Origin of the sequence: Bradyrhizobium sp. HKCCYLS1011 (assembly GCF_051167795.1) — a bacterium.
Lineage (GTDB): Bacteria > Pseudomonadota > Alphaproteobacteria > Rhizobiales > Xanthobacteraceae > Bradyrhizobium.
The window spans coordinates 205974-228117 of sequence record NZ_JBNPTT010000003.1 but is presented as its reverse complement, the minus strand read 5'-3'; the positions used below and the strand labels follow the sequence as shown (position 1 = coordinate 228117).

22 protein-coding genes and 1 pseudogene are annotated in these 22144 nt (G+C 65.3%); 17 read left to right on the top strand and 6 right to left on the bottom strand.

Annotated features, from left to right (window positions below; genetic code table 11):
- Nucleotides 1-56: 56 nt before the first annotated feature.
- The 3 genes from ACQR1W_RS09950 to argG all read left to right on the top strand — a co-directional run bounded on the left by ACQR1W_RS09950 (nt 57) and on the right by argG (nt 2815).
- Complete coding sequence (locus tag ACQR1W_RS09950) at nt 57-542, top strand: hypothetical protein (RefSeq protein ID WP_434850627.1); 486 nt, start codon at nt 57-59, stop codon at nt 540-542.
- Between the two features lie 49 nt (nt 543-591).
- Nucleotides 592-1374, top strand: a complete 783-nt coding sequence (locus ACQR1W_RS09945; protein WP_434850626.1) for a phosphatase PAP2 family protein — start codon at nt 592-594, stop codon at nt 1372-1374.
- Between the two features lie 103 nt (nt 1375-1477).
- Nucleotides 1478-2815: an argininosuccinate synthase gene (gene argG, locus ACQR1W_RS09940; RefSeq protein WP_434850625.1), complete on the top strand. Its 1338-nt coding sequence runs from the start codon at nt 1478-1480 to the stop codon at nt 2813-2815.
- A gap of 51 nt (nt 2816-2866) precedes the next feature.
- Here argG and ACQR1W_RS09935 read toward each other — a convergent pair whose 3' ends face one another.
- Nucleotides 2867-3625: an SDR family oxidoreductase gene (locus tag ACQR1W_RS09935; RefSeq protein ID WP_434850624.1), complete on the bottom strand. Its 759-nt coding sequence runs from the start codon at nt 3623-3625 to the stop codon at nt 2867-2869.
- 173 nt (nt 3626-3798) lie between these two features.
- Between ACQR1W_RS09935 and ACQR1W_RS09930 the strand changes: the two genes are divergently transcribed.
- Nucleotides 3799-5325 carry a malonate--CoA ligase gene (locus ACQR1W_RS09930; RefSeq protein WP_434850623.1) on the top strand — a complete coding sequence of 509 codons (1527 nt, stop codon included), beginning with the start codon at nt 3799-3801 and terminating at the stop codon, nt 5323-5325.
- 7 nt (nt 5326-5332) lie between these two features.
- Nucleotides 5333-5668, top strand: coding sequence for a DUF3658 domain-containing protein (locus ACQR1W_RS09925; RefSeq protein ID WP_434850622.1), 336 nt, complete (start codon nt 5333-5335; stop codon nt 5666-5668).
- On the opposite strand, the gene ACQR1W_RS09920 is transcribed toward ACQR1W_RS09925, so the two are convergent.
- On the bottom strand, nt 5657-6517 hold the full coding sequence (locus ACQR1W_RS09920) for a sulfite exporter TauE/SafE family protein (protein ID WP_434850621.1): 861 nt from the start codon (nt 6515-6517) through the stop codon (nt 5657-5659). The genes ACQR1W_RS09925 and ACQR1W_RS09920 overlap by 12 nt on opposite strands.
- A gap of 14 nt (nt 6518-6531) precedes the next feature.
- Nucleotides 6532-6696: a hypothetical protein gene (locus ACQR1W_RS09915; protein ID WP_175361158.1), complete on the bottom strand. Its 165-nt coding sequence runs from the start codon at nt 6694-6696 to the stop codon at nt 6532-6534.
- A gap of 211 nt (nt 6697-6907) precedes the next feature.
- Here ACQR1W_RS09915 and ACQR1W_RS09910 point away from each other — a divergent pair, with 211 nt between their 5' ends.
- The 5 genes from ACQR1W_RS09910 to ACQR1W_RS09890 all read left to right on the top strand — a co-directional run bounded on the left by ACQR1W_RS09910 (nt 6908) and on the right by ACQR1W_RS09890 (nt 11647).
- Nucleotides 6908-7801, top strand: coding sequence for a LysR family transcriptional regulator (locus ACQR1W_RS09910; protein WP_434850620.1), 894 nt, complete (start codon nt 6908-6910; stop codon nt 7799-7801).
- A gap of 407 nt (nt 7802-8208) precedes the next feature.
- Nucleotides 8209-8607 (top strand): succinate dehydrogenase, cytochrome b556 subunit, encoded by a 399-nt coding sequence (gene sdhC / locus ACQR1W_RS09905; RefSeq protein WP_434850619.1) that lies wholly within the window; start codon nt 8209-8211, stop codon nt 8605-8607.
- Between the two features lie 20 nt (nt 8608-8627).
- Nucleotides 8628-9002: a succinate dehydrogenase, hydrophobic membrane anchor protein gene (gene sdhD, locus ACQR1W_RS09900; RefSeq protein ID WP_008972477.1), complete on the top strand. Its 375-nt coding sequence runs from the start codon at nt 8628-8630 to the stop codon at nt 9000-9002.
- 3 nt (nt 9003-9005) lie between these two features.
- Complete coding sequence (gene sdhA / locus ACQR1W_RS09895) at nt 9006-10841, top strand: succinate dehydrogenase flavoprotein subunit (protein ID WP_434850618.1); 1836 nt, start codon at nt 9006-9008, stop codon at nt 10839-10841.
- 23 nt (nt 10842-10864) lie between these two features.
- Nucleotides 10865-11647: a succinate dehydrogenase iron-sulfur subunit gene (locus ACQR1W_RS09890; protein ID WP_008972479.1), complete on the top strand. Its 783-nt coding sequence runs from the start codon at nt 10865-10867 to the stop codon at nt 11645-11647.
- 233 nt (nt 11648-11880) lie between these two features.
- Here the strand turns inward: ACQR1W_RS09890 and ACQR1W_RS09885 are convergent, their stop codons facing one another.
- Genes ACQR1W_RS09885 through ACQR1W_RS09875 form a run of 3 tightly spaced genes read right to left on the bottom strand, consistent with a single transcriptional unit; the run spans nt 11881 to nt 14102 of the window.
- Complete coding sequence (locus tag ACQR1W_RS09885) at nt 11881-12525, bottom strand: glutathione S-transferase family protein (RefSeq protein ID WP_434850617.1); 645 nt, start codon at nt 12523-12525, stop codon at nt 11881-11883.
- Between the two features lie 24 nt (nt 12526-12549).
- Entirely contained in the window at nt 12550-13296 is a 747-nt protein-coding gene (locus tag ACQR1W_RS09880; RefSeq protein ID WP_434850616.1) for an SDR family NAD(P)-dependent oxidoreductase, read from the bottom strand.
- 47 nt (nt 13297-13343) lie between these two features.
- Nucleotides 13344-14102, bottom strand: a complete 759-nt coding sequence (locus ACQR1W_RS09875; RefSeq protein WP_434850615.1) for an SDR family NAD(P)-dependent oxidoreductase — start codon at nt 14100-14102, stop codon at nt 13344-13346.
- 177 nt (nt 14103-14279) lie between these two features.
- Here ACQR1W_RS09875 and ACQR1W_RS09870 point away from each other — a divergent pair, with 177 nt between their 5' ends.
- The 7 genes and pseudogenes from ACQR1W_RS09870 to ACQR1W_RS09840 all read left to right on the top strand — a co-directional run bounded on the left by ACQR1W_RS09870 (nt 14280) and on the right by ACQR1W_RS09840 (nt 22090).
- Nucleotides 14280-15173 (top strand): LysR family transcriptional regulator, encoded by an 894-nt coding sequence (locus tag ACQR1W_RS09870; RefSeq protein WP_434850614.1) that lies wholly within the window; start codon nt 14280-14282, stop codon nt 15171-15173.
- Between the two features lie 301 nt (nt 15174-15474).
- Nucleotides 15475-17637: an ATP-binding protein gene (locus ACQR1W_RS09865; RefSeq protein WP_434850613.1), complete on the top strand. Its 2163-nt coding sequence runs from the start codon at nt 15475-15477 to the stop codon at nt 17635-17637.
- A gap of 171 nt (nt 17638-17808) precedes the next feature.
- A complete protein-coding gene (locus ACQR1W_RS09860) occupies nt 17809-18633 on the top strand; it encodes an FkbM family methyltransferase (RefSeq protein ID WP_434851130.1) in 825 nt (274 codons plus the stop codon).
- A 16-nt stretch (nt 18634-18649) separates the two neighbouring features.
- A pseudogene (locus tag ACQR1W_RS09855) lies at nt 18650-19034 on the top strand (VOC family protein).
- A 77-nt stretch (nt 19035-19111) separates the two neighbouring features.
- Nucleotides 19112-19597, top strand: a complete 486-nt coding sequence (locus tag ACQR1W_RS09850) for a pyridoxamine 5'-phosphate oxidase family protein (RefSeq protein ID WP_434850612.1) — start codon at nt 19112-19114, stop codon at nt 19595-19597.
- Nucleotides 19598-19611: 14 nt separating this feature from the next.
- Nucleotides 19612-19830, top strand: coding sequence for a hypothetical protein (locus ACQR1W_RS09845; RefSeq protein ID WP_434851129.1), 219 nt, complete (start codon nt 19612-19614; stop codon nt 19828-19830).
- 247 nt (nt 19831-20077) lie between these two features.
- Nucleotides 20078-22090 carry an OmpA family protein gene (locus ACQR1W_RS09840; RefSeq protein ID WP_434850611.1) on the top strand — a complete coding sequence of 671 codons (2013 nt, stop codon included), beginning with the start codon at nt 20078-20080 and terminating at the stop codon, nt 22088-22090.
- The last annotated feature ends 54 nt before the right edge of the window (nt 22091-22144 follow it).

The following is a 22144-nucleotide window of genomic DNA, read 5'->3' as shown; positions in this document are numbered from 1 at the left end:
CCGGGCATGACGAGAAGGGAAGCGGAGCTTCGATTGCCTAGCATCGGTTTTCTGCGATGGCGCTGATCGGCCGGCTGTTCGTGATCGTGTTCGGCTTCCTCGCCGCGTGTTTCGTGGCTGGAATGATCGTCGTCACCGCGATCCTGTTTCCTGAATTCTCCGATCTTGGCGAAGGACCGATCGATCAGGGCGCGCTCGACGTGATCATCGGCTTCGGCTTCATCTTCGTCTCCGGCTTTGCGCTGATCCCGGCCATGCTGATCGCGCTGATCACCGAGGCGTTCTCGATCCGCAGCGTGCTCGCCTATGCCATCGGTGGCGGCGTGGTCGGCTTGGCGTGCTATCTCGGCCTGGTGCCGTTCGATCCCGACACCTTTCGTTTCGAAGGCATCGTGCGGCGGCATCTCGAGATCATGACCGGCGCCGGCATTGTCGGCGGTCTGGTCTATTGGCTAATCGCCGGCCGCAGTGCGGGGCTCTGGCGCGAGCCGCCCGCTGGAACGCCGCCACCTCCGCCCCTGCCGTCGGGCTCGGTGCGGTGAGAGGACAGCAGTACTTTCCACGTTTCCCGTTGTCGGCTAAACGCAAGCCATGAACCGGACCGGACTTTTCGTTGCGCTATCGCTGGCGCTGATCATCGGGGTCGTGTTCGGGATCTATCCCGAGCTCGACCTCAAGCTCGCCGCGCTGTTCTATGATCCGAAGACGCACAGCTTTCCGCTGAAGCTCGATGGCTACGCCTCGTTCGCGCGGGATGCTGCGATGTGGGTCGCGTGGGGCCTCGCTCTGCCCTCGATCATCGCGCTGGTGGTGAAGCTGATCCGGCCAGACCGGCCGCTGCTGGTGAGGGGCCGCACCATGGCCTTCCTGCTGCTCACTTTGTCGCTGTCGGCCATCGTGCTCTCCAACCTCACCTTTAAATCCCATTGGGGCCGGCCGCGCCCGGTCGTCGTGACCGAGTTCGCGGGCGACCTGCCATTCGTGCCGTGGTGGGACCCGCGCGGCCGCTGCGGCCGCAACTGCTCGTTCTTCTCCGGCGAGGGCGCCACCGCGTTCTGGACCCTGGCGCCGGCCGCGCTGACGCCGCCTGTGGTGCGGCCGTTTGCCTATGCGGCCGCAACCCTGTTCGGCCTTGCCACCTCGGTGCTGCGCATGGCCTTCGGTGGGCATTTCTTTACCGATATCGCCGCCGCCGGCCTCGTCACCTTCCTCGTGATCTGGCTCGCGCATAGCTACATCTATCGCTGGCCGTCGACCCGGCTGTCGGATGAGGCCATCGATGCCGCGCTGACCCGCTTCGCCTGGCCCGGCTACCGGCTGATGCGGCGGCTGTTGCGCCGTCGGCGCGAACCGGGGGCGAGCCCGGCGGCGTGAGGGTGGGTCACGGCGCACAAACGTGGTGCCCAAGCTTGCGAAATTTGATATTCGCGCCCCAATTCGCCGGACGCATCAGCCCTTACGATGATTGGAAGCTCTCATGAGTACGATCCTGAAAAGCCTGCCCACAGGGGAAAAAGTTGGCATTGCGTTCTCGGGCGGCCTCGACACCAGCGCGGCGCTGCTGTGGATGAAGCTGAAGGGCGCCCGCGCCTTCGCCTACACCGCCAATCTCGGCCAGCCCGACGAGGCTGACTACGACGAGATTCCGCGCAAGGCGCTCGCCTTCGGCGCCGAGAAGGCCCGGCTGGTGGATTGCCGCACCCAGCTGGTCCATGAGGGCATCGCCGCGATCCAGTCCGGCGCCTTCCATATCTCGACCGGCGGTGCGACCTATTTCAACACCACGCCGCTCGGGCGTGCGGTGACCGGCACCATGCTGGTCGCGGCGATGAAAGAGGACGGCGTCAACATCTGGGGCGACGGCTCGACCTACAAGGGCAATGATATCGAGCGGTTCTACCGCTACGGCCTGCTGACCAATCCGAACCTGAAGATCTACAAGCCCTGGCTCGACCAGGTGTTCATCGACGAGCTCGGCGGCCGCGCCGAGATGTCGGCGTTTCTGACCGCCAACGGCTTCGACTACAAGATGAGTGCGGAGAAGGCCTATTCGACCGACAGCAATCTGCTCGGCGCGACCCATGAGGCCAAGGATCTCGAGAACCTCAATAGCGGCATCCGCATCGTCAACCCGATCATGGGCGTGCCGTTCTGGCGCGACGACTGTGTCGTCAAGGCCGAGACGGTCACCGTGCGGTTCGAGGAGGGCCAGCCGGTCGCGCTGAACGGCCAGACCTTCACCGATCCGGTCGCGCTGTTTCTCGAGGCCAATGCCATCGGCGGCCGTCATGGCCTCGGCATGAGCGACCAGATCGAGAACCGGATCATCGAGGCCAAGAGCCGCGGCATCTATGAGGCGCCCGGCATGGCACTGCTCCATATCGCCTATGAGCGTCTGCTCACCGGCATCCACAACGAAGACACGATCGAGCAATACCGCATCAATGGGTTGCGCCTGGGCCGCTTGCTCTACCAGGGCCGCTGGTTCGATTCCCAGGCGCTGATGCTGCGCGAAACCGCGCAGCGCTGGGTGGCGCGCGCCATCACCGGCGAGGTGACGCTGGAGCTGCGCCGCGGCAACGACTACTCGATCCTGAACACCGAGAGCCCCAACCTCACCTATCAGCCGGAGCGGCTGAGCATGGAGAAGGTGGAGGATGCGGCGTTCACGCCGGAGCATCGCATCGGCCAGCTCACCATGCGCAACCTCGACATCACGGATACCCGCGCCAAGCTCAATCTCTACGCGGAGACCGGCCTGATCTCGAACCGGGAAGGCGCCCAGATCTTCCAACTCGAGAGCGACAAGGACTGAGACGCGGTGCGCGCTGCCCGTCCGCGCATGCGGCGGGCAGCCGCGCCCGGATCAGTCTCGGTTCACCGGCGTTTGGATGAAGCCGCGGTTCCAGGTCGGGCTGATCAGGATCTCGTTGACGCAGACGCGCGGCGGCAGGCTGGCGACGAAAGCGATGGTGCGGCCGAGATCCTCGGGCTGCAGCATCCTGGCCTGTTCCTCAGCGCTCGGCACCACGGGACGCTGCTGCAAGATCGGCGTCGCGACCTCGGCTGGCATCAGGCAGCAGGCACGCAGGCCGTTCACGCATTCCTCCATGTTGAAGGAATGGGTCAGCGCCAGCACCGCATGCTTGGTCGTGGTGTAGGCCGGACCCGGCATCTTGGAGACGTGGCGTCCGGCCCAGGACGAGACGTTGATGATGCAGCCGTCCCGCTGTGCCCGCATCGTCGGCAGCACCGCGCGCATGCAATAGAGCACGCCGTTGAGGTTGATCTCGACCAGCTGGTTCCAGCCTTCCAGCGTCATGTCATTCCAGCTTCGCTTGGGGACGTTGATTCCAGCGGAATTGACCAGGAGATCGACGCGGCCGTGGCGGCCGATGATTGTGTCGGCGGCCTTCTGCACGTCCTCGGCCTTGGCAACATCGAGCTGAAGCGCCTCGGCAGTGCCGCCCTTCGCGGCAATCCGGCTGACGACCCCGTCCAGCACCGCCTGGCGCCGTCCGGAGACCATAACGATCCAGCCGTCGGCAGCGAGCGCCTCGGCGCCGGCCTCGCCGATCCCGCTGCCGCCGCCCGTCACCCAGGCCACACGTTTACCTTTTGTCATTGATCGCGTCTCCCGTTGCCTTTGAAAGGGCGTTTTTGCTAATGCAGCCTCGTCCCGGCCGCGATCCATGAAGATGCCCTCGGGACATTAGGCCCTCATCGCTTATCGTCGAGCATGATGTTTTCGAGCACCGGTCGTTCGCCGTTCCGGATCATGCTCCAGGGGAATGTTGCATGAACCACGCTGCCAACGCCAACCTGCTCTCCCGCCTGTTCGACACGCTCGACGATCCGAGCCGGCTCGCGATCGAAACCCATGATGGCGGCCGGATCACTTACGGCGATCTGATCGCCCGCACCGGCCAGATGGCGAACGTCCTGGTGAGCAGCGGCGTCAAGCACGGCGATCGCGTCGCGGTTCAGGTCGAGAAGTCGGTCGAGAACCTCGTGCTCTATCTCGCGACCGTGCGCGCCGGCGGCGTCTATCTGCCGCTCAATACGGCCTATACGTTGAACGAGCTCGATTACTTCATCACCGACGCAGAGCCCTCGCTGGTGGTCTGCGATCCTTCCAAGGCGGAGGGCATCAGGCCGATTGCCGCCAAGGTCGGTGCCAAGGTCGAGACTCTTGATGCGAGCGGCAAAGGGTCGCTGACGGAGGCCGCCGACAAGGCCGACAGCGCATTCGTGACGGTGCCGCGCGCAGCCGATGATCTCGCGGCGATCCTCTACACCTCGGGTACGACCGGCCGTTCCAAGGGCGCGATGCTGTCCCACGACAATCTGGCCTCGAACTCGCTGACGCTGGTCGACTATTGGCGCTTCACCAGGGACGACGTGCTGATCCACGCGCTGCCGATCTATCACACCCACGGCCTGTTCGTGGCGAGCAACGTCACCCTGTTCGCGCGGGCGTCGATGATCTTCCTGCCCAAGCTCGATGCGGAGCTGATCATCAAGCTGATGGCGCGCGCCACTGTGCTGATGGGCGTGCCGACCTTCTACACGCGGCTGCTACAGAACCCGCATCTCGACAAGGAGACGACGAAGCACATGCGTCTGTTCGTCTCCGGTTCGGCGCCGCTGCTGGCCGACACCCATCGCGAATGGTTCGCGCGCACCGGTCACGCCGTGCTCGAACGTTATGGCATGACCGAGACCAATATGAATACGTCCAATCCCTATGACGGCGAGCGCGCGCCCGGCGCGGTCGGCTTCCCGCTGCCCGGCGTGTCGGTGCGGGTAACCGATCCCGAAACGGGCAAGGAGCTCGCGCGCGACGAGATCGGCATGATCGAGGTCAAGGGCCCCAACGTGTTCAAGGGCTATTGGCGGATGCCGGAGAAGACCAAGTCGGAATTCCGCGATGACGGCTTCTTCATCACCGGCGATCTCGGCAAGATCGATCCCAAAGGCTATGTCCACATTCTCGGGCGCGGCAAGGATCTGGTGATCTCCGGCGGCTTCAACGTCTACCCGAAGGAGATCGAGAGCGAGATCGACGCCATGCCGGGCGTGGTCGAATCCGCTGTCATCGGCGTGCCGCATCCCGATTTCGGCGAGGGCGTCACCGCGGTGGTGGTTCGCCACGCCGGCGCCGACGTCAGCGAGGCGGGCGTCTTGAAGGCGCTGGATGGGCGGCTTGCCAAGTTCAAGATGCCCAAGCGGGTCTTCATCGTCGACGAGCTGCCGCGCAACGCGATGAGCAAGGTGCAGAAGAACGTGCTGCGCGATCAGTACAAGGATATCTATACAAAGTGAGGCTGGGATGGGCCGCGGGTCGTCTCACGAAATTCCCAGGGTCAGCAGCTTTCTGCGTTGGGAGAAGGTCACGTTACTCCCTTCCGTCACCGAAGCCGACCTGGACAGGCTCATCTTTGCAGAGCTGCGGCCGCTCAGCCGCAAGGTGGCGTTGATCATTGCAAGGGTGACGTCGCGGTGCGCAGAGATGGGTCTGCCGATAAGCGACAAAATGATCGGCGCCCGCCTGATCGCGCTGGCGGAAGCCGGTCAGATCGTGGGGCTGGGCGATCTTCGCAAGTGGCGATTCAGCGAAGTGCAGTTGAAGCCCCAAGGATCGTCGGACGGTAACTTATCCGCCTGACACCAGGCTGATCACAAACCGCCCGCCGACGATGAAGAGATAGCAGCCGAATGCCGCTTCCAGCGTGCGCTTGCCCATCGCATGCGCGACGCGGACGCCTAAGGGCGCGGTGAACAGGCTCAGCGGCATCACCAGAACCGCGCCGATCAGCGAGACATAGCCGAGCGCAAATGGCAGCTGCAGCGCCATCACGTCGGGATAGCGCGCGGCTGCCGGCCAGCCGGCATAGACGTAGCCGAGCGCGCCGGGAATCGAGATCAGCACCGCCAGTGCCGACGAGGTCGCGACCGCCTGGTGGATCGGCCGGCCATAGAACGTCATCAGGAGATTGGAGAACAGGCCGCCGCCGATGCCCATCAGCGTCGACAGCAATCCGACGATCAGACCATAGGCCTTCATCAGCGGTCCTTTCGGCAGATCCTCGCCGAATTTCCAGTGGTCGCGGGCGAAGATCAGCCGTGCCGCGGCCGACCATGCCACTGCGACGAAGACGATCTTGAACAATCGCTCCGGCGCGTAGCGCGCGATGACGCTGCCGCCGACCACGCCCACGATGATCGGGAGTGCCCAGACGCGGATCACGGCCATGTCGACCGCGCCGCGTGCATGATGCGCGCGAAAGGAGCGGATCGCGGTCGGGATGATGATCGCCAGCGAGGTGCCGACGCAGAGCGGCATGCGGACATCGAGCGGGACGCCGGCGATGCGGAAACTCTCGTACAGCACCGGGACCAGGATCGCGCCGCCGCCGATGCCGAACAGGCCGGCCAGGAAGCCTGAGAGCGCGCCAACCAGGATCAGCGCGAATGCGAGCTCGATCAGGCTGCTGACATCGACGGTGACCGGCATGTGGAGCAACGATCCTAACGCTGGCGACCGACGAAGAGGCCTGCCAACGCCGCCAGAGGCGGGGCTGCGCACACCAGCGCAAACTCCAGCGCGGCCAAGGGGGCGATCTCGTGCTGGATCAGCAGCGCGAGACAGCTCGCGAACAGGCCTGCTGCGGCGAACCCGAGGACACAGGTCAATGGTTCATCTCCGCTCGGCCTCCGTCGGACCTGGTCGCCCCGGCGGGAGCGGGGAGCGGCAAAGCGAAGCCAGGTTTTCGAGGTCGCGCGCTGCATGAGCGTCTCCGGGAGTGGCGGCCAGTCCTCGCCCCATACTGTAGACTCTTTCAATACTCGGGAGTATGCGGCAAATCTGGTCAACTCTCTTGCGCTTGGCGGAAGGATCGCGCGCATGGATCAGCTTGCGGCGATGACGATCTTTGTGCGTGTCGTGGAGGCCGGCAGCCTGTCGGGCGCCGCCCGCGCCACGCATGCCTCCTTGACCTCGGTCAGTCGCCAGATCGCTGCGCTGGAAGCGCATTACAGCGCGCAACTGCTGCTGCGGACCACCCGACGCCTTGCGCTGACCGATGCGGGGCGGCTGCTCTACGAGCGGGCCAAGACCGTCCTGAGCGAGGTCCGCGAGATCGAGACCGCTCTGTTGTCGAACCAGCAGGAACTCACCGGCCGGCTCCGCGTGAGTGCGCCGAGCCTGATGGGCCGGCTGCTGCTCGCGCCCTTGCTGCCCGCCTTCCTGCGCCGCCACCCCCAGCTCTCGCTCGATCTCCTGCTGCTGGACCGTCCTGTCGACCTGATTGCAGAGGATATTCACGTGGCGCTCCGCATCGGGCGCCTGCCGGATTCGCAGTTGATGACGCGAAGGCTCGGCGAACTCACGATGATCGTCTGCGCCGCGCCGGACTATTTGCGCGCGTACGGCGAGCCACAATCGCCGCGCGACCTGGCGGGGCACGATTGCCTGGCGTTCTCGGACGCGCCGGGGGCCGGTGACTGGCGTTTCCGCAACGCGGATGGCGGCGAAGAGAAGGTCCGTGTGTCCTGCCGGCTCTGGATCAACAGCCTGGATGCGCTGGTTCCGGCCGCCAAAGAGGGCCTCGGCATCGTCAGGGTGCCGTCTTGGCAAGTGAAGGATGCGATCCAAGCCGACGAGCTGCGTCGGATCCTGACCGCGTATGAACTGCCGCCCACACCGGTGCAGCTGGTTTTTCCGCCGGCGCGGCTTGGCACTCCCAAAACGCGGGCGCTGGTCGATCATGTGGCCGCGTGTTGGTCAGCGCTCGACTAACGCCTGCAAGCGGGGGCCCGCAGGCGGCTTGGAACAGGGTTGCGCAAACGTCATTGCGTCCGGGCGAGTGCGGTCGAAACCCGCGCAGCAAACGCTTGGAGCAAGAAGTGAATCTTAGGCTTACAGCAGCGCGGACGCCGCTACATGCCGATCTCTTTAGCTAACTGACGCAAAAGAAGTGAATTTCTATTGCTGACAGCGACTCGCGACCCAGCTCTGGTATACCACGGAGCTGATTGGTCCTTTCAGGATGGCTATCCTAGGACTGAATAGTGGTTCGGTTTCTGCCTATTTGGTCGTTGCGCAGTCTGTTCCGACTCCGTAAATAAAGGCCGCCTCCCACGATCCACGACGGGCTTGCAAGCGCGAGCTGTTTGCGGCCCACAAGAATAAGTCAAAGCGCATCGATGACCGCCAGGATCGAACGACCTCTCTCACCACATCTGCAAACCTACCGCTGGACGCTGACAATGATCTTGTCGATCGTCCATCGCGCCACCGGGGTTGCACTTTATTTCGGGACCTTGCTGCTCGCTTGGTGGCTGATCGCCGCGGCATCAGGGCCCAGCGCCTATTCATATGTGCAGGCCTTCACCTCCAGCATCATCGGCCGGCTCATCGTGTTCGGCTTCACCTGGGCCCTGCTGCACCATCTGCTCTCGGGGATCAGGCATTTCGTCTGGGACCTCGGCTACGGCTTCAAGCCGAATGAGCGCGAGGCGCTGACCTGGGGCGCGCTGATCGGCGGTATTTTCCTCACTGTCCTGGTCTGGATCTTGGCTTACGCGGTGGGAGGCGGCCGATGAGCGATACGCGCGCAAAGTCGATGCGGACCCCGCTCGGCCGCGTCCGCAATCTCGGTGCGGCTCATTCGGGCACCACCGATTTCTGGCGCCAGCGCATCACCGCGGTGGCGATGACGCTCCTGATCATCCCGGTCGTCGCGGTCGTGATCATGCTGCTCGGCCGCAACCAGGCCGGCGCCGCACAAATTCTCGGCTCGCTGCCGATTGCGATGATCATGCTGCTCTTCATCGTCGCAAGCTGCTGGCACATGAAGATCGGCATGCAGGTCGTGATCGAGGACTACGTGCATAGCGAGCCGCTCAAGCTGATCGCCATCATGGCCAACAATTTCTTCGCGGTGACCGTGGCACTGGCCTCGATCTACGCCATCTTCAAACTTTCATCCGGAGTCTAGTCCATGGCCGGCGGAGCAAATGGCAGCGCGAACGGCGCGCCCGCGACGAACGGGAAAGCCTATCCGATCGAAGATCACACCTACGACGTCGTCGTGGTCGGTGCGGGCGGAGCAGGCTTGCGTGCGGTGGTCGGCTGCAGCGAAGCGGGCCTGCGCACCGCCTGCATCACCAAGGTGTTCCCGACGCGCTCCCATACGGTCGCGGCTCAGGGCGGCATCTCCGCCTCGCTCGGCAACATGCATCCGGACGATTGGCGCTGGCACATGTACGACACCGTCAAGGGGTCGGACTGGCTCGGCGACCAGGACGCGATCGAATACATGGTGCGCAACGCGCCCGAGGCGGTCTACGAACTCGAACATTGGGGCGTGCCGTTCTCGCGTACCGAGGACGGCAAGATCTACCAACGGCCGTTCGGCGGCATGACCATGGACTACGGCAAGGGCCAGGCGCAGCGCACTTGCGCTGCCGCCGACCGCACCGGGCATGCGATGCTGCACACGATGTACGGCCAGTCGCTGCGGCACGCCGCCGAGTTCTTCATCGAGTTCTTCGCCATCGATCTGATCATGGACGATCAGGGTGCCTGCCGCGGCGTGATCGCGCTCAAGCTCGACGACGGCACTTTGCACCGCTTCCGCGCCCAGACCACGATTCTCGCCACCGGCGGCTACGGCCGCGCCTACGCGTCCTGCACCTCGGCGCACACTTGCACCGGTGACGGCGGCGCGATGGCGCTGCGCGCTGGCCTGCCGCTGCAGGACATGGAGTTCGTGCAGTTCCACCCGACCGGCATCTACGGCTCGGGCTGTCTGGTCACCGAAGGCGCGCGCGGCGAAGGCGGCTATCTCGTCAACGCCGAGGGCGAGCGCTTCATGGAGCGCTATGCGCCCTCTGCCAAGGACCTCGCCTCGCGCGACGTTGTCTCGCGCGCGATGACCATCGAGATCCGCGAAGGCCGCGGCGTCGGCAAGAAGAAGGACCACATCTTCCTGCATCTCGACCATCTCGATCCGAAGGTGCTGGCCGAGCGGCTGCCGGGCATCTCCGAGTCCGCCAAGATCTTTGCCAATGTCGACGTCACGCGCGAGCCGATCCCGATCGTCCCGACCGTGCACTACAACATGGGCGGCATCCCGACCAACTATCACGCCGAGGTCCTGACCAAGGTGAATGGCGACGACAACGCCGTCGTGCCCGGCCTGATGGCCATCGGCGAAGCCGCCTGCGTCTCCGTGCATGGCGCCAACCGGCTCGGCTCCAACTCGCTGATCGACCTCGTGGTGTTCGGCCGCGCCGCGGCGCTGCGGCTCGCCGAGAAGTTGACGGCCAACGGCAAGCAGCCGGATCTGCCGAAGGACTCGGCCGATAAGGCGCTCGGCCGGCTCGATCACTTCCGGTACGCCTCCGGCGGCACGCCGACTGCGAAGCTGCGCGAGAGCATGCAGCACGTGATGCAGAACAATTGCGCGGTCTTCCGCACCGGCGAGGTGCTGCAGGAAGGCCATAACCTGATCCACAAGGTCTACGGCGGCGTCGGCGACATCGCGGTGTCGGATCGCTCGCTGGTCTGGAACTCCGATCTGGTCGAGACGCTCGAGTTCGACAATCTGATCGTGCAGGCGGTGGTGACGATGGACTCCGCCGGCAACCGCACCGAAAGCCGTGGCGCGCATGCGCGCGAGGATTTTCCGGATCGCAACGACGTCAACTGGATGAAGCACACGCTGGCGTGGATCGACCGGGATGGCAACACCACGATCGATTACCGCCCCGTGCACAACTACACCATGACCAACGACGTGCAGTACATCCCGCCAAAAGCGCGCGTGTACTGAACAACTGAGAAGGCCCTTTTGAAATGGCTGAGTTTGCGCTTCCCAAGAATTCGCAGATCATCGGTGGCAAGACCTGGCCGAAGCCGGCCGGCGCCACCGAGGTGCGTGAGTTCAAGGTCTATCGCTGGAATCCGGATGACGGCAAGAATCCGAGCGTCGACACCTATTATATCGACGTGAATGATTGCGGCCCGATGGTGCTGGACGGCCTGATCTGGATCAAGAACCACATCGACCCGTCGCTGACCTTCCGCCGCTCCTGTCGCGAAGGCGTCTGCGGCTCCTGCGCGATGAACATCGATGGCCAGAACACGCTGGCCTGCACCAAGTCGATGCACGAGGTGAAGGACGGCGCGGTCAAGATCAACCCGCTGCCGCATCAGCCTGTCGTCAAGGACCTGGTTCCCGACCTCACCAATTTCTACGCGCAGTATGCCTCGATCGAGCCGTGGCTGAAGACGACCTCGCCGACGCCGCAAAAGGAATGGCGGCAGAGCCACGAGGACCGGGAGAAGCTCGACGGCCTCTATGAATGCATCCTCTGCGCCTGCTGCTCGACCTCCTGCCCGAGCTATTGGTGGAATAGCCAGCGCTACCTCGGACCGGCCGCGCTGCTGCAGGCAACGCGCTGGGTCAAGGACAGCCGCGACGAGGCCACCGGCGAGCGACTCGACAATCTCGAGGATCCGTTCCGGCTCTATCGCTGCCACACCATCATGAACTGCGCCAAGGCGTGCCCGAAGGGCCTCAATCCCGCCGAGGCGATTGCGGAACTCAAGCTGAAGCTGGTCGAGCGGCAGATTTAGTCAGCCACCCGCGACCAAGCTCCGCTGCTTATCTGGCGACAATTAAGTTCTGGCTAGGCAATTAAGTCTTGGCAAAACGGCCCGCTTTCGGCGCGTTTTTTTGGGCGCTGAAAGGAAGGTCGTTCTTTCGAGACCAGCGCACGCCTGATGGGGTTCGGGACCTAGGAGCCGTATCGCCACCCGCGCGGGCACTCTCATTGGAAGGTCGCGTCCAACCGGTCGCGACCGCGGATTCAGGCGGCGGTGCTGGCGCGTTCAGAGAGTGTGTCGTACCAGCGCGTAGTCGAAGGCCCGTCGGGCATGGGAAGACTCAGAGCCTTGGACGCGAAGTCGATCGTGACGAGCCCGGTGATGTCCGCGACCGTGTACTGCTCGCCGGCCACGAACGTCGAGGCAGCAAGGCGCGCTTCCAGATCGTCGTAGAAGTCCTGGATTCGCTTCATGCCGCGATCGACGATCGCGGGAATCTGCTCGTAGTCGTGAGGACCCGAGATGGCGCGGCCCTTCAGATGCGGCGCCTTGTTGCGTACCGTCTCCATCACGGCGGCGAAACCTTCCAACTCCATGCGCCGTTCCCACATGGAGGCGAGCGCCTTCTCCTTCGGGGTCGCACCCATCAACGGGCGCTCTGGATAGGCCTCCTCAAAGTAGCGCCAGATCGCCGGCACTTCTCCGATCGTGGTGCCGTCGCCGAGAACCAGAGCCGGCACCACGCGCCGCGGATTGATCGCCGCGAAGGCGCTGGAGAACTGCTCCTTCGCGCCCAGATCCACCGGCACCTGCGCGACGCTGATGCCCCGTTCGGCCAGATAGATCCGCACGCGGCGGGAATTCGGCGATGCGTTGGAGTGATAGAGTTTCAAGTTCTCGGTCTTCACGGCGACGTTCCTTTCCGGGGAGGTCTAGAGCTTCGATCCGCCGTCGACGGCTATCGTGGTGCCCGTGATCCAACGGGCATCGTCGGAGGCTAAGAACGCGGCGACGGGAGCGACGTCCTCGGGCTGACCGATCCGCTTGAGCGCCTGCATGTTGAGGATGAACGCTCGCCCCTGTTCGGTCTTCGCGAAGCTCGACATGTCGGTCTCGATGACGCCGGGCGCGACCGCGTTGACGCGGATGCCCTTCGGACCCAGTGCGGCGGCGAAGTGCTTCACGAGCGTATCGACGGCGCCCTTGGATGCGGCATAGGCGGACAGTTCGCCGACCGCCGCCTGCACCGCGAGCGAGGAGAGAAGCACGATGCTGCTGCCTTCGCCGAACAACGGCAGAAGCCCTTGCACGATGAAGTACGGCGCGCGGACGTTCACCGCGTACAACCGATCGAAATCCGCCGGCTTCTGGTCCGCGATTGCGGCCGCACCGCTGATGCCGGCGTTGGCCACGAGCACGTCAAGCCTGCCGCCGACGATGGCCTTCGTCTTCTCGACGAGGTCGGCGACCGCATCGAGCGAACCGAGGTCGGCCCGGACCGCGTCGGCCCTGCCCCCGCCCGCGCGGATTTCCTTGAGCAAGCTCTCGGCCTCCGCCTGGGCGTTGCCGTAGTGCACGATCACGTGAGCGCCGGCGGCGGCTAGCGCGCGTGCCGTCGCGCGACCCATTCCGCGCGATGCGCCGGTCACGAGGACAGTCTTGTTGGCGAGATTGGTCATTGTCGTATCCTTCGATTTGATCTGGTGATGCATTCGTCCGATCCGTCTCAGCCGGCGGTCTTTCCGCCATCGACGGTGAGGATCTGTCCGGTGATGAACGAGGCGTCGTCCGAACCGACAAAGACGATGGCCCGCGCCAGTTCGTCGACGGTGCCAATGCGGCCGAGCGGCACGCCCGAGGCCAGAGCCGCCTTGTTCTGCTCGCGGCCGGTGAAGCGATCGAGCATGCCGGTCTGCGTCGGGCCGGGCGCGACCGCGTTCACGCGGATGCCGGCACCGGCGACTTCGAGAGCGACGGACTTCGTGAGGCCCTCCACAGCATGCTTGCTCGCGGCGTAGATCGAGGCGTTGGCGGCGCCCTCGTGGCCGTAGGTCGACGAAACGTTCACGATGCTGCCGGCGCCCTGCGCCTTCATGACGCGCAGTTCGTGCTTCACGCTGAGGATCGTGCCGAGGACGTTGGTATCGAACGTCGCCGCGTAGCTCTCGGCCGTCTGGCTGGTGGCTGGACCCGGCTTGCCCTCGGTGCCGGCGGCGTTGACCGCGATGTCGAGGCGACCGAAGCGGGCGATGGTCCGATCGACCAGCGCGCTCACGTCGTCCTCATGCCGAACGTCGGCGCGGACGAACTCGGCCTCGGTTCCGACGGCGCGCAGTTCGTTCGCGAGCGCCGCACCGGCGTCGTCGTGACGACCCGATACGACGATCTTCGCGCCCCGGTGGGCGAACGCGAAGGCCGTTGCCCGGGCGATGCCGGTCAGTGCGCCGGTGATCAGGACGACGGGGGCGGTTGCTTGGGTGGACATGGTCTTCTCCTTCGGCAGAACCCTCTCGGAGGCATGCCTGCACAGTCTGGTTTCTCTGACCCGATGCTCTTGGCCGCTGACGACGCGCCGCTTTGCTTCGGTAGTTGCAGAGATAGGCCTTGCTGCCACGATAGAAAAAGACTTTGTTTCTCTGGATCCATACCTCAAAGGCATGCCATGGACCTCCGCCATCTTCGCTATTTCGTCGCCGTCGCCGAGGAAGGCAGCATGACGGTCGCCGCCGAAAAGCGGCTCCATACGGCCCAGCCTTCGCTTAGTCGGCAGATGCGCGACCTAGAGGCCGAACTGGGATGCGAATTGATGATCCGCGGCGCCAAGGGCGTCGAACTGACCGCGGCAGGACGGGTCTTGTTGGACCACGCTAGGGTGGTACTGCTTCAGGTCGAGGCCGCGACGGAGGCGACGCGACGCGCTGCGGCCCCCGCGAAGAAATCCTTCGTGATTGGCTTTCTGACCGGCTACGAATTCGACTGGCTGGCTGCCGTCATGCGAATTCTGCGCGACGAATTGCCGAACACTGAGGTCGTCATCCTCAGCTCGTCGTCCCCGGATCTCGCGGACGGCCTGACGCGCGGAAAGATCGATCTGGCCTTTCTCCGCCGCGAACGCAACGCCTCGGGCGTCGTATTTACGAGGTTGATTGACGAGCCTCTGATTGTTCTGATGACTAAGGAGCATCGCCTCGCGAAGCGGGACGCGATCACGACAAAGGATATTGCGGCGGAACAACTCGTGGGCGTCCCCCACGACAAGTCGCCCGCGCTCCGGAACGTAACCGACGCGTACGGAAAGAAGATCGGCATCGACCTCACGCCGGACCACCTGGTAGACAATCTCTCGATGGCGATCTCGTTGGTGGCGTCCACGGGCGGCATCTCCCTCATGCCGCTCTATGCGCGGAACCTTCTGCCGGCCACGATCATCTATCGCACGCTCGCGGGCGTCGCGCCGACGATCGATCTATCGCTGGGCTACAACGAGGCCAACACCTCTCCTCTTCTGAAGACGATCGTATCGAAGATCGGCGATCTTAAATTCGCCAATGGCTGATGGACATACGCCTCGCTACGGCCACCGCACCCATAAGCGGCGCCATGACGAAACAACTCGCCAAGGCCTTTTGTAAGCGGTGAACAGCTCGATCGGAGATAGTGCCAAGACTTTACCTCGCGGCCCAAAATCGAGCATTGAAAGAACTAGCTTTTTTCGGGTCTTTAGCCAAAACTTAATTGTTGCCGGACACCGCTCACCCTTCAGCGCGCTGGAACCGACTATCGGTTCCGGGGCGCTCGCTTTTTTGTGATCAGGGTCGAATTGCGTTAAGCTCGCGGCACGAGAGCCTGGAGCGACCGTGCAGCTTGCACAACGCAATTCCTTGAGACTGCTGCGATGGATGATGGTCGCTTCGCTGGCGCTGCCGATTGCGCTGTTCGTCTTTGCCTCCACCGTCTCCTACGACTCCACGCATAAGGAAGCCGATCGCGAGATCGAGCGCTCGCTTGATGTCGTGCACGAGCATGCACTGAAAGTGTTCGAGACGATCGACCGCAGCCTGTCGGAGATGGACGAGATTATCCGCGGCCTGCAGGATGCGGATATTCGGACGCGCGAGCAGGCGCTGCATGTGCGGTTGCGCCAGCTGGCTGAGGCGCTACCGCAGATGAAGTCGGTCTGGGTGTTCGACGCGCATGGCCGCGCGCTGGTGAACAGCCTGGTCTATCCCGCACCCGATATCGACTTCTCCGACCGCGATTATTTCAGCGCTCATGTCGCGACCAATATCGGAACCTTCATCGGCGCTGCGCTGGCGCCACGGCCGCCCTATCAGGGGGCGGCCTTCTTCGGGGTCAGCCACCGGCGTCAGAGCGATGGCGGCGGCTTTGCGGGCGTGATCCAGGCCTCCGTGCTGCCGGACTATTTCCAGCAGTTCTACGCGAGGCTCGGACGCGACCCCGGCAGCTATTTTGCACTACGTCGCGTCGACGGCTCGGCGTTGGCACGGTTCCCGGCGCTTGCCCGTGAGTCTGATGCGGCCAATCCGGAGGTCAGGGTGACAACGGGAAGCCCGTCGGGACTGATCACGGTGATCTCACCGGCTGACGGCATCGAGCGGCGCATCGGCTATCATCGGCTGGCCGAATATCCGCTCTATGTCGCCGCAGGACTCGAGACCTCGGCCATCCGCAACCGGTGGCTCGCCACCATGAGCCGACACTTGATCTTCGGCCTGCCAGCCACGGCGCTGCTGTTCGTGTTCCTGACTCTCGCCTTGCGGCGCACCGAACGGCTCTATGCCGAGGCCGCGCGGCGCATCGAAGTGGAGGAGGCCCTCAAACACGGCCAGCGCATGGAAGCGTTGGGCCAGCTGACCGGCGGTGTGGCGCACGACTTCAACAATCTGCTGACGGTGATCCGCGCCTCTGCCGATCTGTTGGGCCGGCCCAACATGCCCGAGGAGCGGCGCCAGCGCTACATCGATGCAATTTCCGACACGGTCAGACGGGCATCGAAGCTGACCGCGCAGCTTCTTGCCTTTGCGCGGCGGCAGGCGCTGAAGCCGGAAATCTTCGACGTCGGCAACAGCGTGGCGGCGCTGCGCGACATGATCAAGACGCTGGTGGGGTCGCGGGTCGAGGTTGTCCTCGTCGCAGGCGAGGAACCCTGCTACGTCAACGCCGACGTCGGGCAGTTCGAGACCGCGCTGATCAACATGGCGGTCAACGCCCGCGATGCGATGGCGGGACAAGGCCAGCTCACGATCACGGTGCGGGCCACGGCCGAACTGCCCACGCCGGTTGCGCCGCATGAGCGGCCGCCGCTCGGTTATGTCGCGGTCGTGGTCAATGATACCGGGGTCGGCATTCCCGAAGCGCAATTCAGTCGCATCTTCGAGCCCTTCTTCACCACCAAGACCATCGGGCACGGCACCGGTCTCGGCCTGTCCCAGGTGTTCGGCTTCGCCAAGCAGTCCGGCGGAGAAATCGGGGTGACGAGTGAAGTCGGCCATGGCGCGACCTTCACGCTGTATCTGCCGCGGGTGGCGGCTGCGGTCGAGCCGAAGGCGGCCCGCGCCGGGCAGGGGGCGGCGATATCAGGTGAGGGGCTGTCGGTGCTGGTGGTCGAGGACAATATCGAGGTCGGACGCGCCGCAACGGAGTCCCTGGCCGAACTCGGCTATCACACCATCCTGGTCGACAATGCCAAGGATGCACTTGAAGAGCTGGTCGGCGGCACGCAGCGATTCGATGTGGTGTTCACCGACGTCGTCATGCCCGGCATGACCGGCCTCGAGCTTGCCGAGGAAATGCGCCGGCTCGACCTCGACGTGCCGGTCGTGCTGGCGAGCGGCTACAGCCATGTCCTGGCACAACAGGGCGCGCACGGATTCGAGCTGCTGCAGAAACCCTACTCGATCGAGGAATTGTCCCGCGTGCTGCGCCATGTGGGGTCGGTGCCGAGGCACGGCGCCCCGCCGGTGGTTCCGGCGCCGATGGCGCCGCTGAGACATGATTAAGACATCATGGAGCCCGGAGCTTGACGTTGTCCTTCGATACTGCGGGGGCCATTGGCTAGACGCCGCCAGCGTCACCGCTTGGCGGGCGAAAGAGCAGGGAGGGAAAAGATGACGGCGGTGCACGCACTGAAGTCACGTCCGGAGCCGGGTGAAAGGCTCTCCTATGCGAACGTGACATTGGACCAAGGTTCTGCCTCGGCGCCCTTCGGGGCGTTTGCGCCAAATTGGGCGCAGGCCGCGGTGATCGCGCTGGCCCATCGCTCGGGGCTGAAGCGCGGCGCGTTCCGCCCGACCCTGTCGCGGCTGCTCAATCTGCTCCGCGCCGGTCCTGTCGACGCGCGCTTTCAGGGCGCGTCGTTTCGATTTTATCACCAGTTCAGCGCGACTGAGCGAGGTGCACTGTTCAATCCGGACTATGATCGCGCCGAGCTCGATTTCCTGCGCGCGCATCTGCCCGCGGGCGGCGTGTTCGTCGATCTCGGGGCCAATGTCGGCACCTACGCGCTGACCATGGCGCGCCATGTGGGCCCGCGCGGAGCCGTGGTCGCGGTCGAGCCGCACCCGGATGCGCATGCGCGCTTGGCTTTCAATGTTGCGGCGTCGTCCCTCGTCCAGGTGAGTCTGGTCGCCGCCGCAGCAGCAGATCGCGACGGCGAAGTCATGATTGCGACCGATGCCGATAATCTCGGCGCCAGCCACGTGACGTCGGCGCCTGCAGATCACGCCTTCCAGGTGCCTGCGTTGCGGCTCCGGCGCATTATCGACGAGGCAGGCCTCACAAAGGTCGACGCATTGAAGATCGACGTCGAAGGGTTTGAGGATCGCGTGCTTACCGGCTTCTTCTGCGATGCACCACCGGCGCTGTGGCCGCGCGCGGTCGTGATCGAGCATTTGTCGCGCGACGAATGGCGGCAGGATTGCCTGGCCGCCATGACCGGCCGCGGCTATCGTGAGGTCGGCAAGACGCGCAGCAACACGCTGCTGCTGCTGGAGTGAACGGCAGGAGACGGTCATGATCGACCACATCGGATTTTCGGTCTCCGACTATCCGCGCGCCAAGGCCTTCTATGAGAGGGCTCTGCTGCCGCTCGGCTACGGCGTGGTGATGGAACTGACGACGGAGCAGACCGGACACGCGCCGGCCGCGGGCTTCGGCGCCGATGGCAAGCCGGACTTCTGGATCGGCGGCGAAGGCGGGATCAACAAGCCGCTCCATGTCGCCTTTGCCGCAAAGGACCGGGCGACGGTGGATGCCTTCTATCAGGCAGCCATAGCCGCCGGCAGACAAGAACGGCGCGCCCGGCCTGCGTCCGCACTATCATCCCAATTACTACGGCGCGTTCGTGCGCGATCCCGACGGACATAATATCGAGGCGGTGTGCCACGTGCCGGCATGAGTTCCAGCCGCCGAAATCGGAACATCGACTGATCGGCCGGCGTTAAGGCTCCCGAATACATCGAGGAGCGACCCCCAATGACCACCGGCGATGCGCGCGATCAGGATCGCGTCTGGGACCTGATGAAGAAGATCGGCTTTGCGATGCTGATCACCCGCGACGGAGAGAAGATGCGGGCGCGGCCGATGGCCGCCTATATCGGGCGCGATGAGAACACGGTCTATTTCCTGACCGATGCGCGGCGTCACAAGGACGAGGAGATCGCGCGCGATCCGCACGTCAACCTGTCTTTCGCCGACGCCGGCAGCCAGAAATATGTCTCGCTGACCGGCACCGCGACGATTTCCAACGATCGCGCCAAGATCAAGGAGCTGTTCTCGACGCCAGCGAAGGCCTGGTGGGACAGCGCTGACGATCCCAATATTCGCGTGCTGAAGATCACGCCTGACGATGCCGAGTTCTGGGATTCGCCGGGAACGGTGGTGAGCTATGTGAAGATGGCCGCGGCGGCGGTAACCGGCACCCGGCCGGAGATCGGTGACAATCGCAAGGTCGCCATGTGATGCCGATCGAAGTGATGCCGATCGAACCGCCCGAGATTCCGCCGGCTACGCCGGGGCGTCCTGTCGAGCCACCGCCGGAGGATCCGGTCGGCAATCCGCAGCCGGAAGTGCCGCCACCAATGCACGAGCCCGATACGCCCGCGCCGCCGCGGGAGCTCCCTGGGAATACACCTGACGAACTCCCGGGGCGGGGACCGACGAGCCCGACCGTCCCTAATCCAGCCACGGATTGACCGCGGTTGCGGTTTACAAGCCAATGCACGCAGCCGCGGGCACAAGGCGTCACCTCTGCTGCGGCGGAGTGCCTGCAACGCCTTGGAATTCAACACTGAATGCGACATGAATGAGGCCGGCGCGGGCGCGCGCATGCGGCAAAATAAATCGGTCGGCGCATTTGAACTGCGCCACATTCCGGCCTAACGCATATTTGTTGATCGCGCCGACTCTTATCCGAGATCATTTCCGGGGAAACGATACGACATGAGCAAACTTCGTCTTGTGCTGCTTGCGACGACCGCATTGTCGGCGGCGCAATTGGCAAGCTTCGCATCCTCTGCGCAGGCCGCACCGCTGGTCGTGGCCCAGGCGCAAGGCGAAGTCGGCCCGGACGGGAAGCCGAAGCAGCCACCGCATGGACAGCCGCCGGCGCAGCCGCAACGGCCCGGCCCGGGGCCGGCGCCCGGCGCCGCGCCGCCCCATCCGGCGCCACAGCCTCCTGCACCTCCGCCGCCTCCACCGCGCCCTGCCGCGCCGCCACCCCCGGCGCCTGCACCGCATGCGCCGCCACCGCCACCGCCACCGCCGGCCGCAGCGCCACATCCAGCTCCGCCGCCCGCGGCGCCTCCACCGCCGCCTGCGGCTGCACCGCATGCCGCCCCGCCGGTTCAGAGCGCCCCGCCGCCGTCGCGTCCGGCACCACCGGCGCCTCCTGCTGCGGCGCCGCCTGTTCACACGCCACCTCCGCCGCCTCCACCGGCAGCAGCGCCGAAGGAGCCGCCGCGCCCTGTGGCACCACCGCCGCCTCCGCCGGCTGCCGCACCGAGCCGTCCGACCCCGCCGCCGCCGGTGGCCGCACCGCCCGTGGCTGCGCCGCCTGCGCATTCGGGCCCGGCTCCCACCGCTCCACCGCCGCAACCGGCTGCGCCGCCTGCCGCGGGCGGTCCGCTGCCGGCCCGTCCCGGAACTCCGCCAGGAACTCCACCGGGAGCGCCACAGGCCGCCCCGCAGGGGGCGCCGACCACCCCGGCGCCTGGAACGCCCCCCGGCGCCCCGCCGCGGGGGACGACCAGCCCGGCTCCGGCGCAGCCTCCCGCCGCGCCCGGCGCGCCGCCTGCCGGTCAGCCGACCCCGCCCGCCGCCGGCGGCGCGGGACCGGGCGCACGTCCTGGCACGCCTCCGGGGGCGCCCGCCCAGCCACCGGGCGGACAGAGCGCCTTGCCGCCGGGCGCGCCGCCTGCCATGGCCACCCGGCCGCCGCCGCAGGTCGCAGCTCCGCTTCCCGCGCCGCCGCCGCCGACCCCGCAGCAGCTGACGCCGATTGCGCCCGGCGCCCAGGCGCCCGGTCCGCAGCGGCTGGAGGACTTCCGCGCCCAGCGCCGCGAGGTGCAGGAAGGCGGCCGCACCGTGATCTTCGAGCCGGGTCGCGTCATCGTGCGCGATCCGAGCGGCCAGGAATTCGTTCGCCACGACGAACTCGAGCGCTTCCGCTACGGCGCGCGGGACATCCGTGTACTCCAGGAACACGGCGAGACCCGCACCGTCGTGATCCGCCCGGACGGCAGCGAGATCGTCACGGTCACCGCGCCGGATGGACGGCTGCTGCGCCGGATCCGCAGGGATCCGGGTGGTCGCGAGTTCATCATCATCGACAACACCTATCGCGATCCCGCCGCGGTCGGCGGCTTCTATGTCGACCTGCCGCCGCCGGTGATTCGCATCCCCTATGATCGCTACATCGTCGACGCCGCCGAGGCGCCGCCGGATGTCATCTATGACACGCTGGAGGCCCCGCCGGTCGAACGCGTCGAGCGCCGCTATTCGCTCGACGAGATCCGCTACAGCCCGTCGGTCCGGCAGCTGATGCCCTCGATCGACCTCAACACCGTGAACTTCGACACCGGATCATGGGAGGTTTCCCCTGACCAGGCGGCGAAGCTGCAGGTGATCGCCGACGGTCTCAACCGTGCGATCCAGCGTAATCCGCGCGAGGTGTTCCTGATCGAAGGGCATACCGACGCGGTCGGCAACGACACCGACAATCTCTCGCTGTCGGATCGCCGCGCCGAATCGGTGGCGACGCTGTTGACGCAGCAATTCGGCGTGCCTGCCGAAAACCTGACATCGCAGGGTTACGGCTCGCAGTATCTCAAGGAGCAGACCTCCGGCCCGAGCCGCCTCAATCGCCGCGTGACGGTTCGCCGCATCACGCCGTTGTTGAACGGCGGGCAGGCTTCGCTGCCGCCGCCTCCTCCCGGCATCGCGCCACCGCGGTAAGAGCTGCATCCTCGGTCCCGACCGCACGCAAGGCGGGACCCACGCAAACAAAAC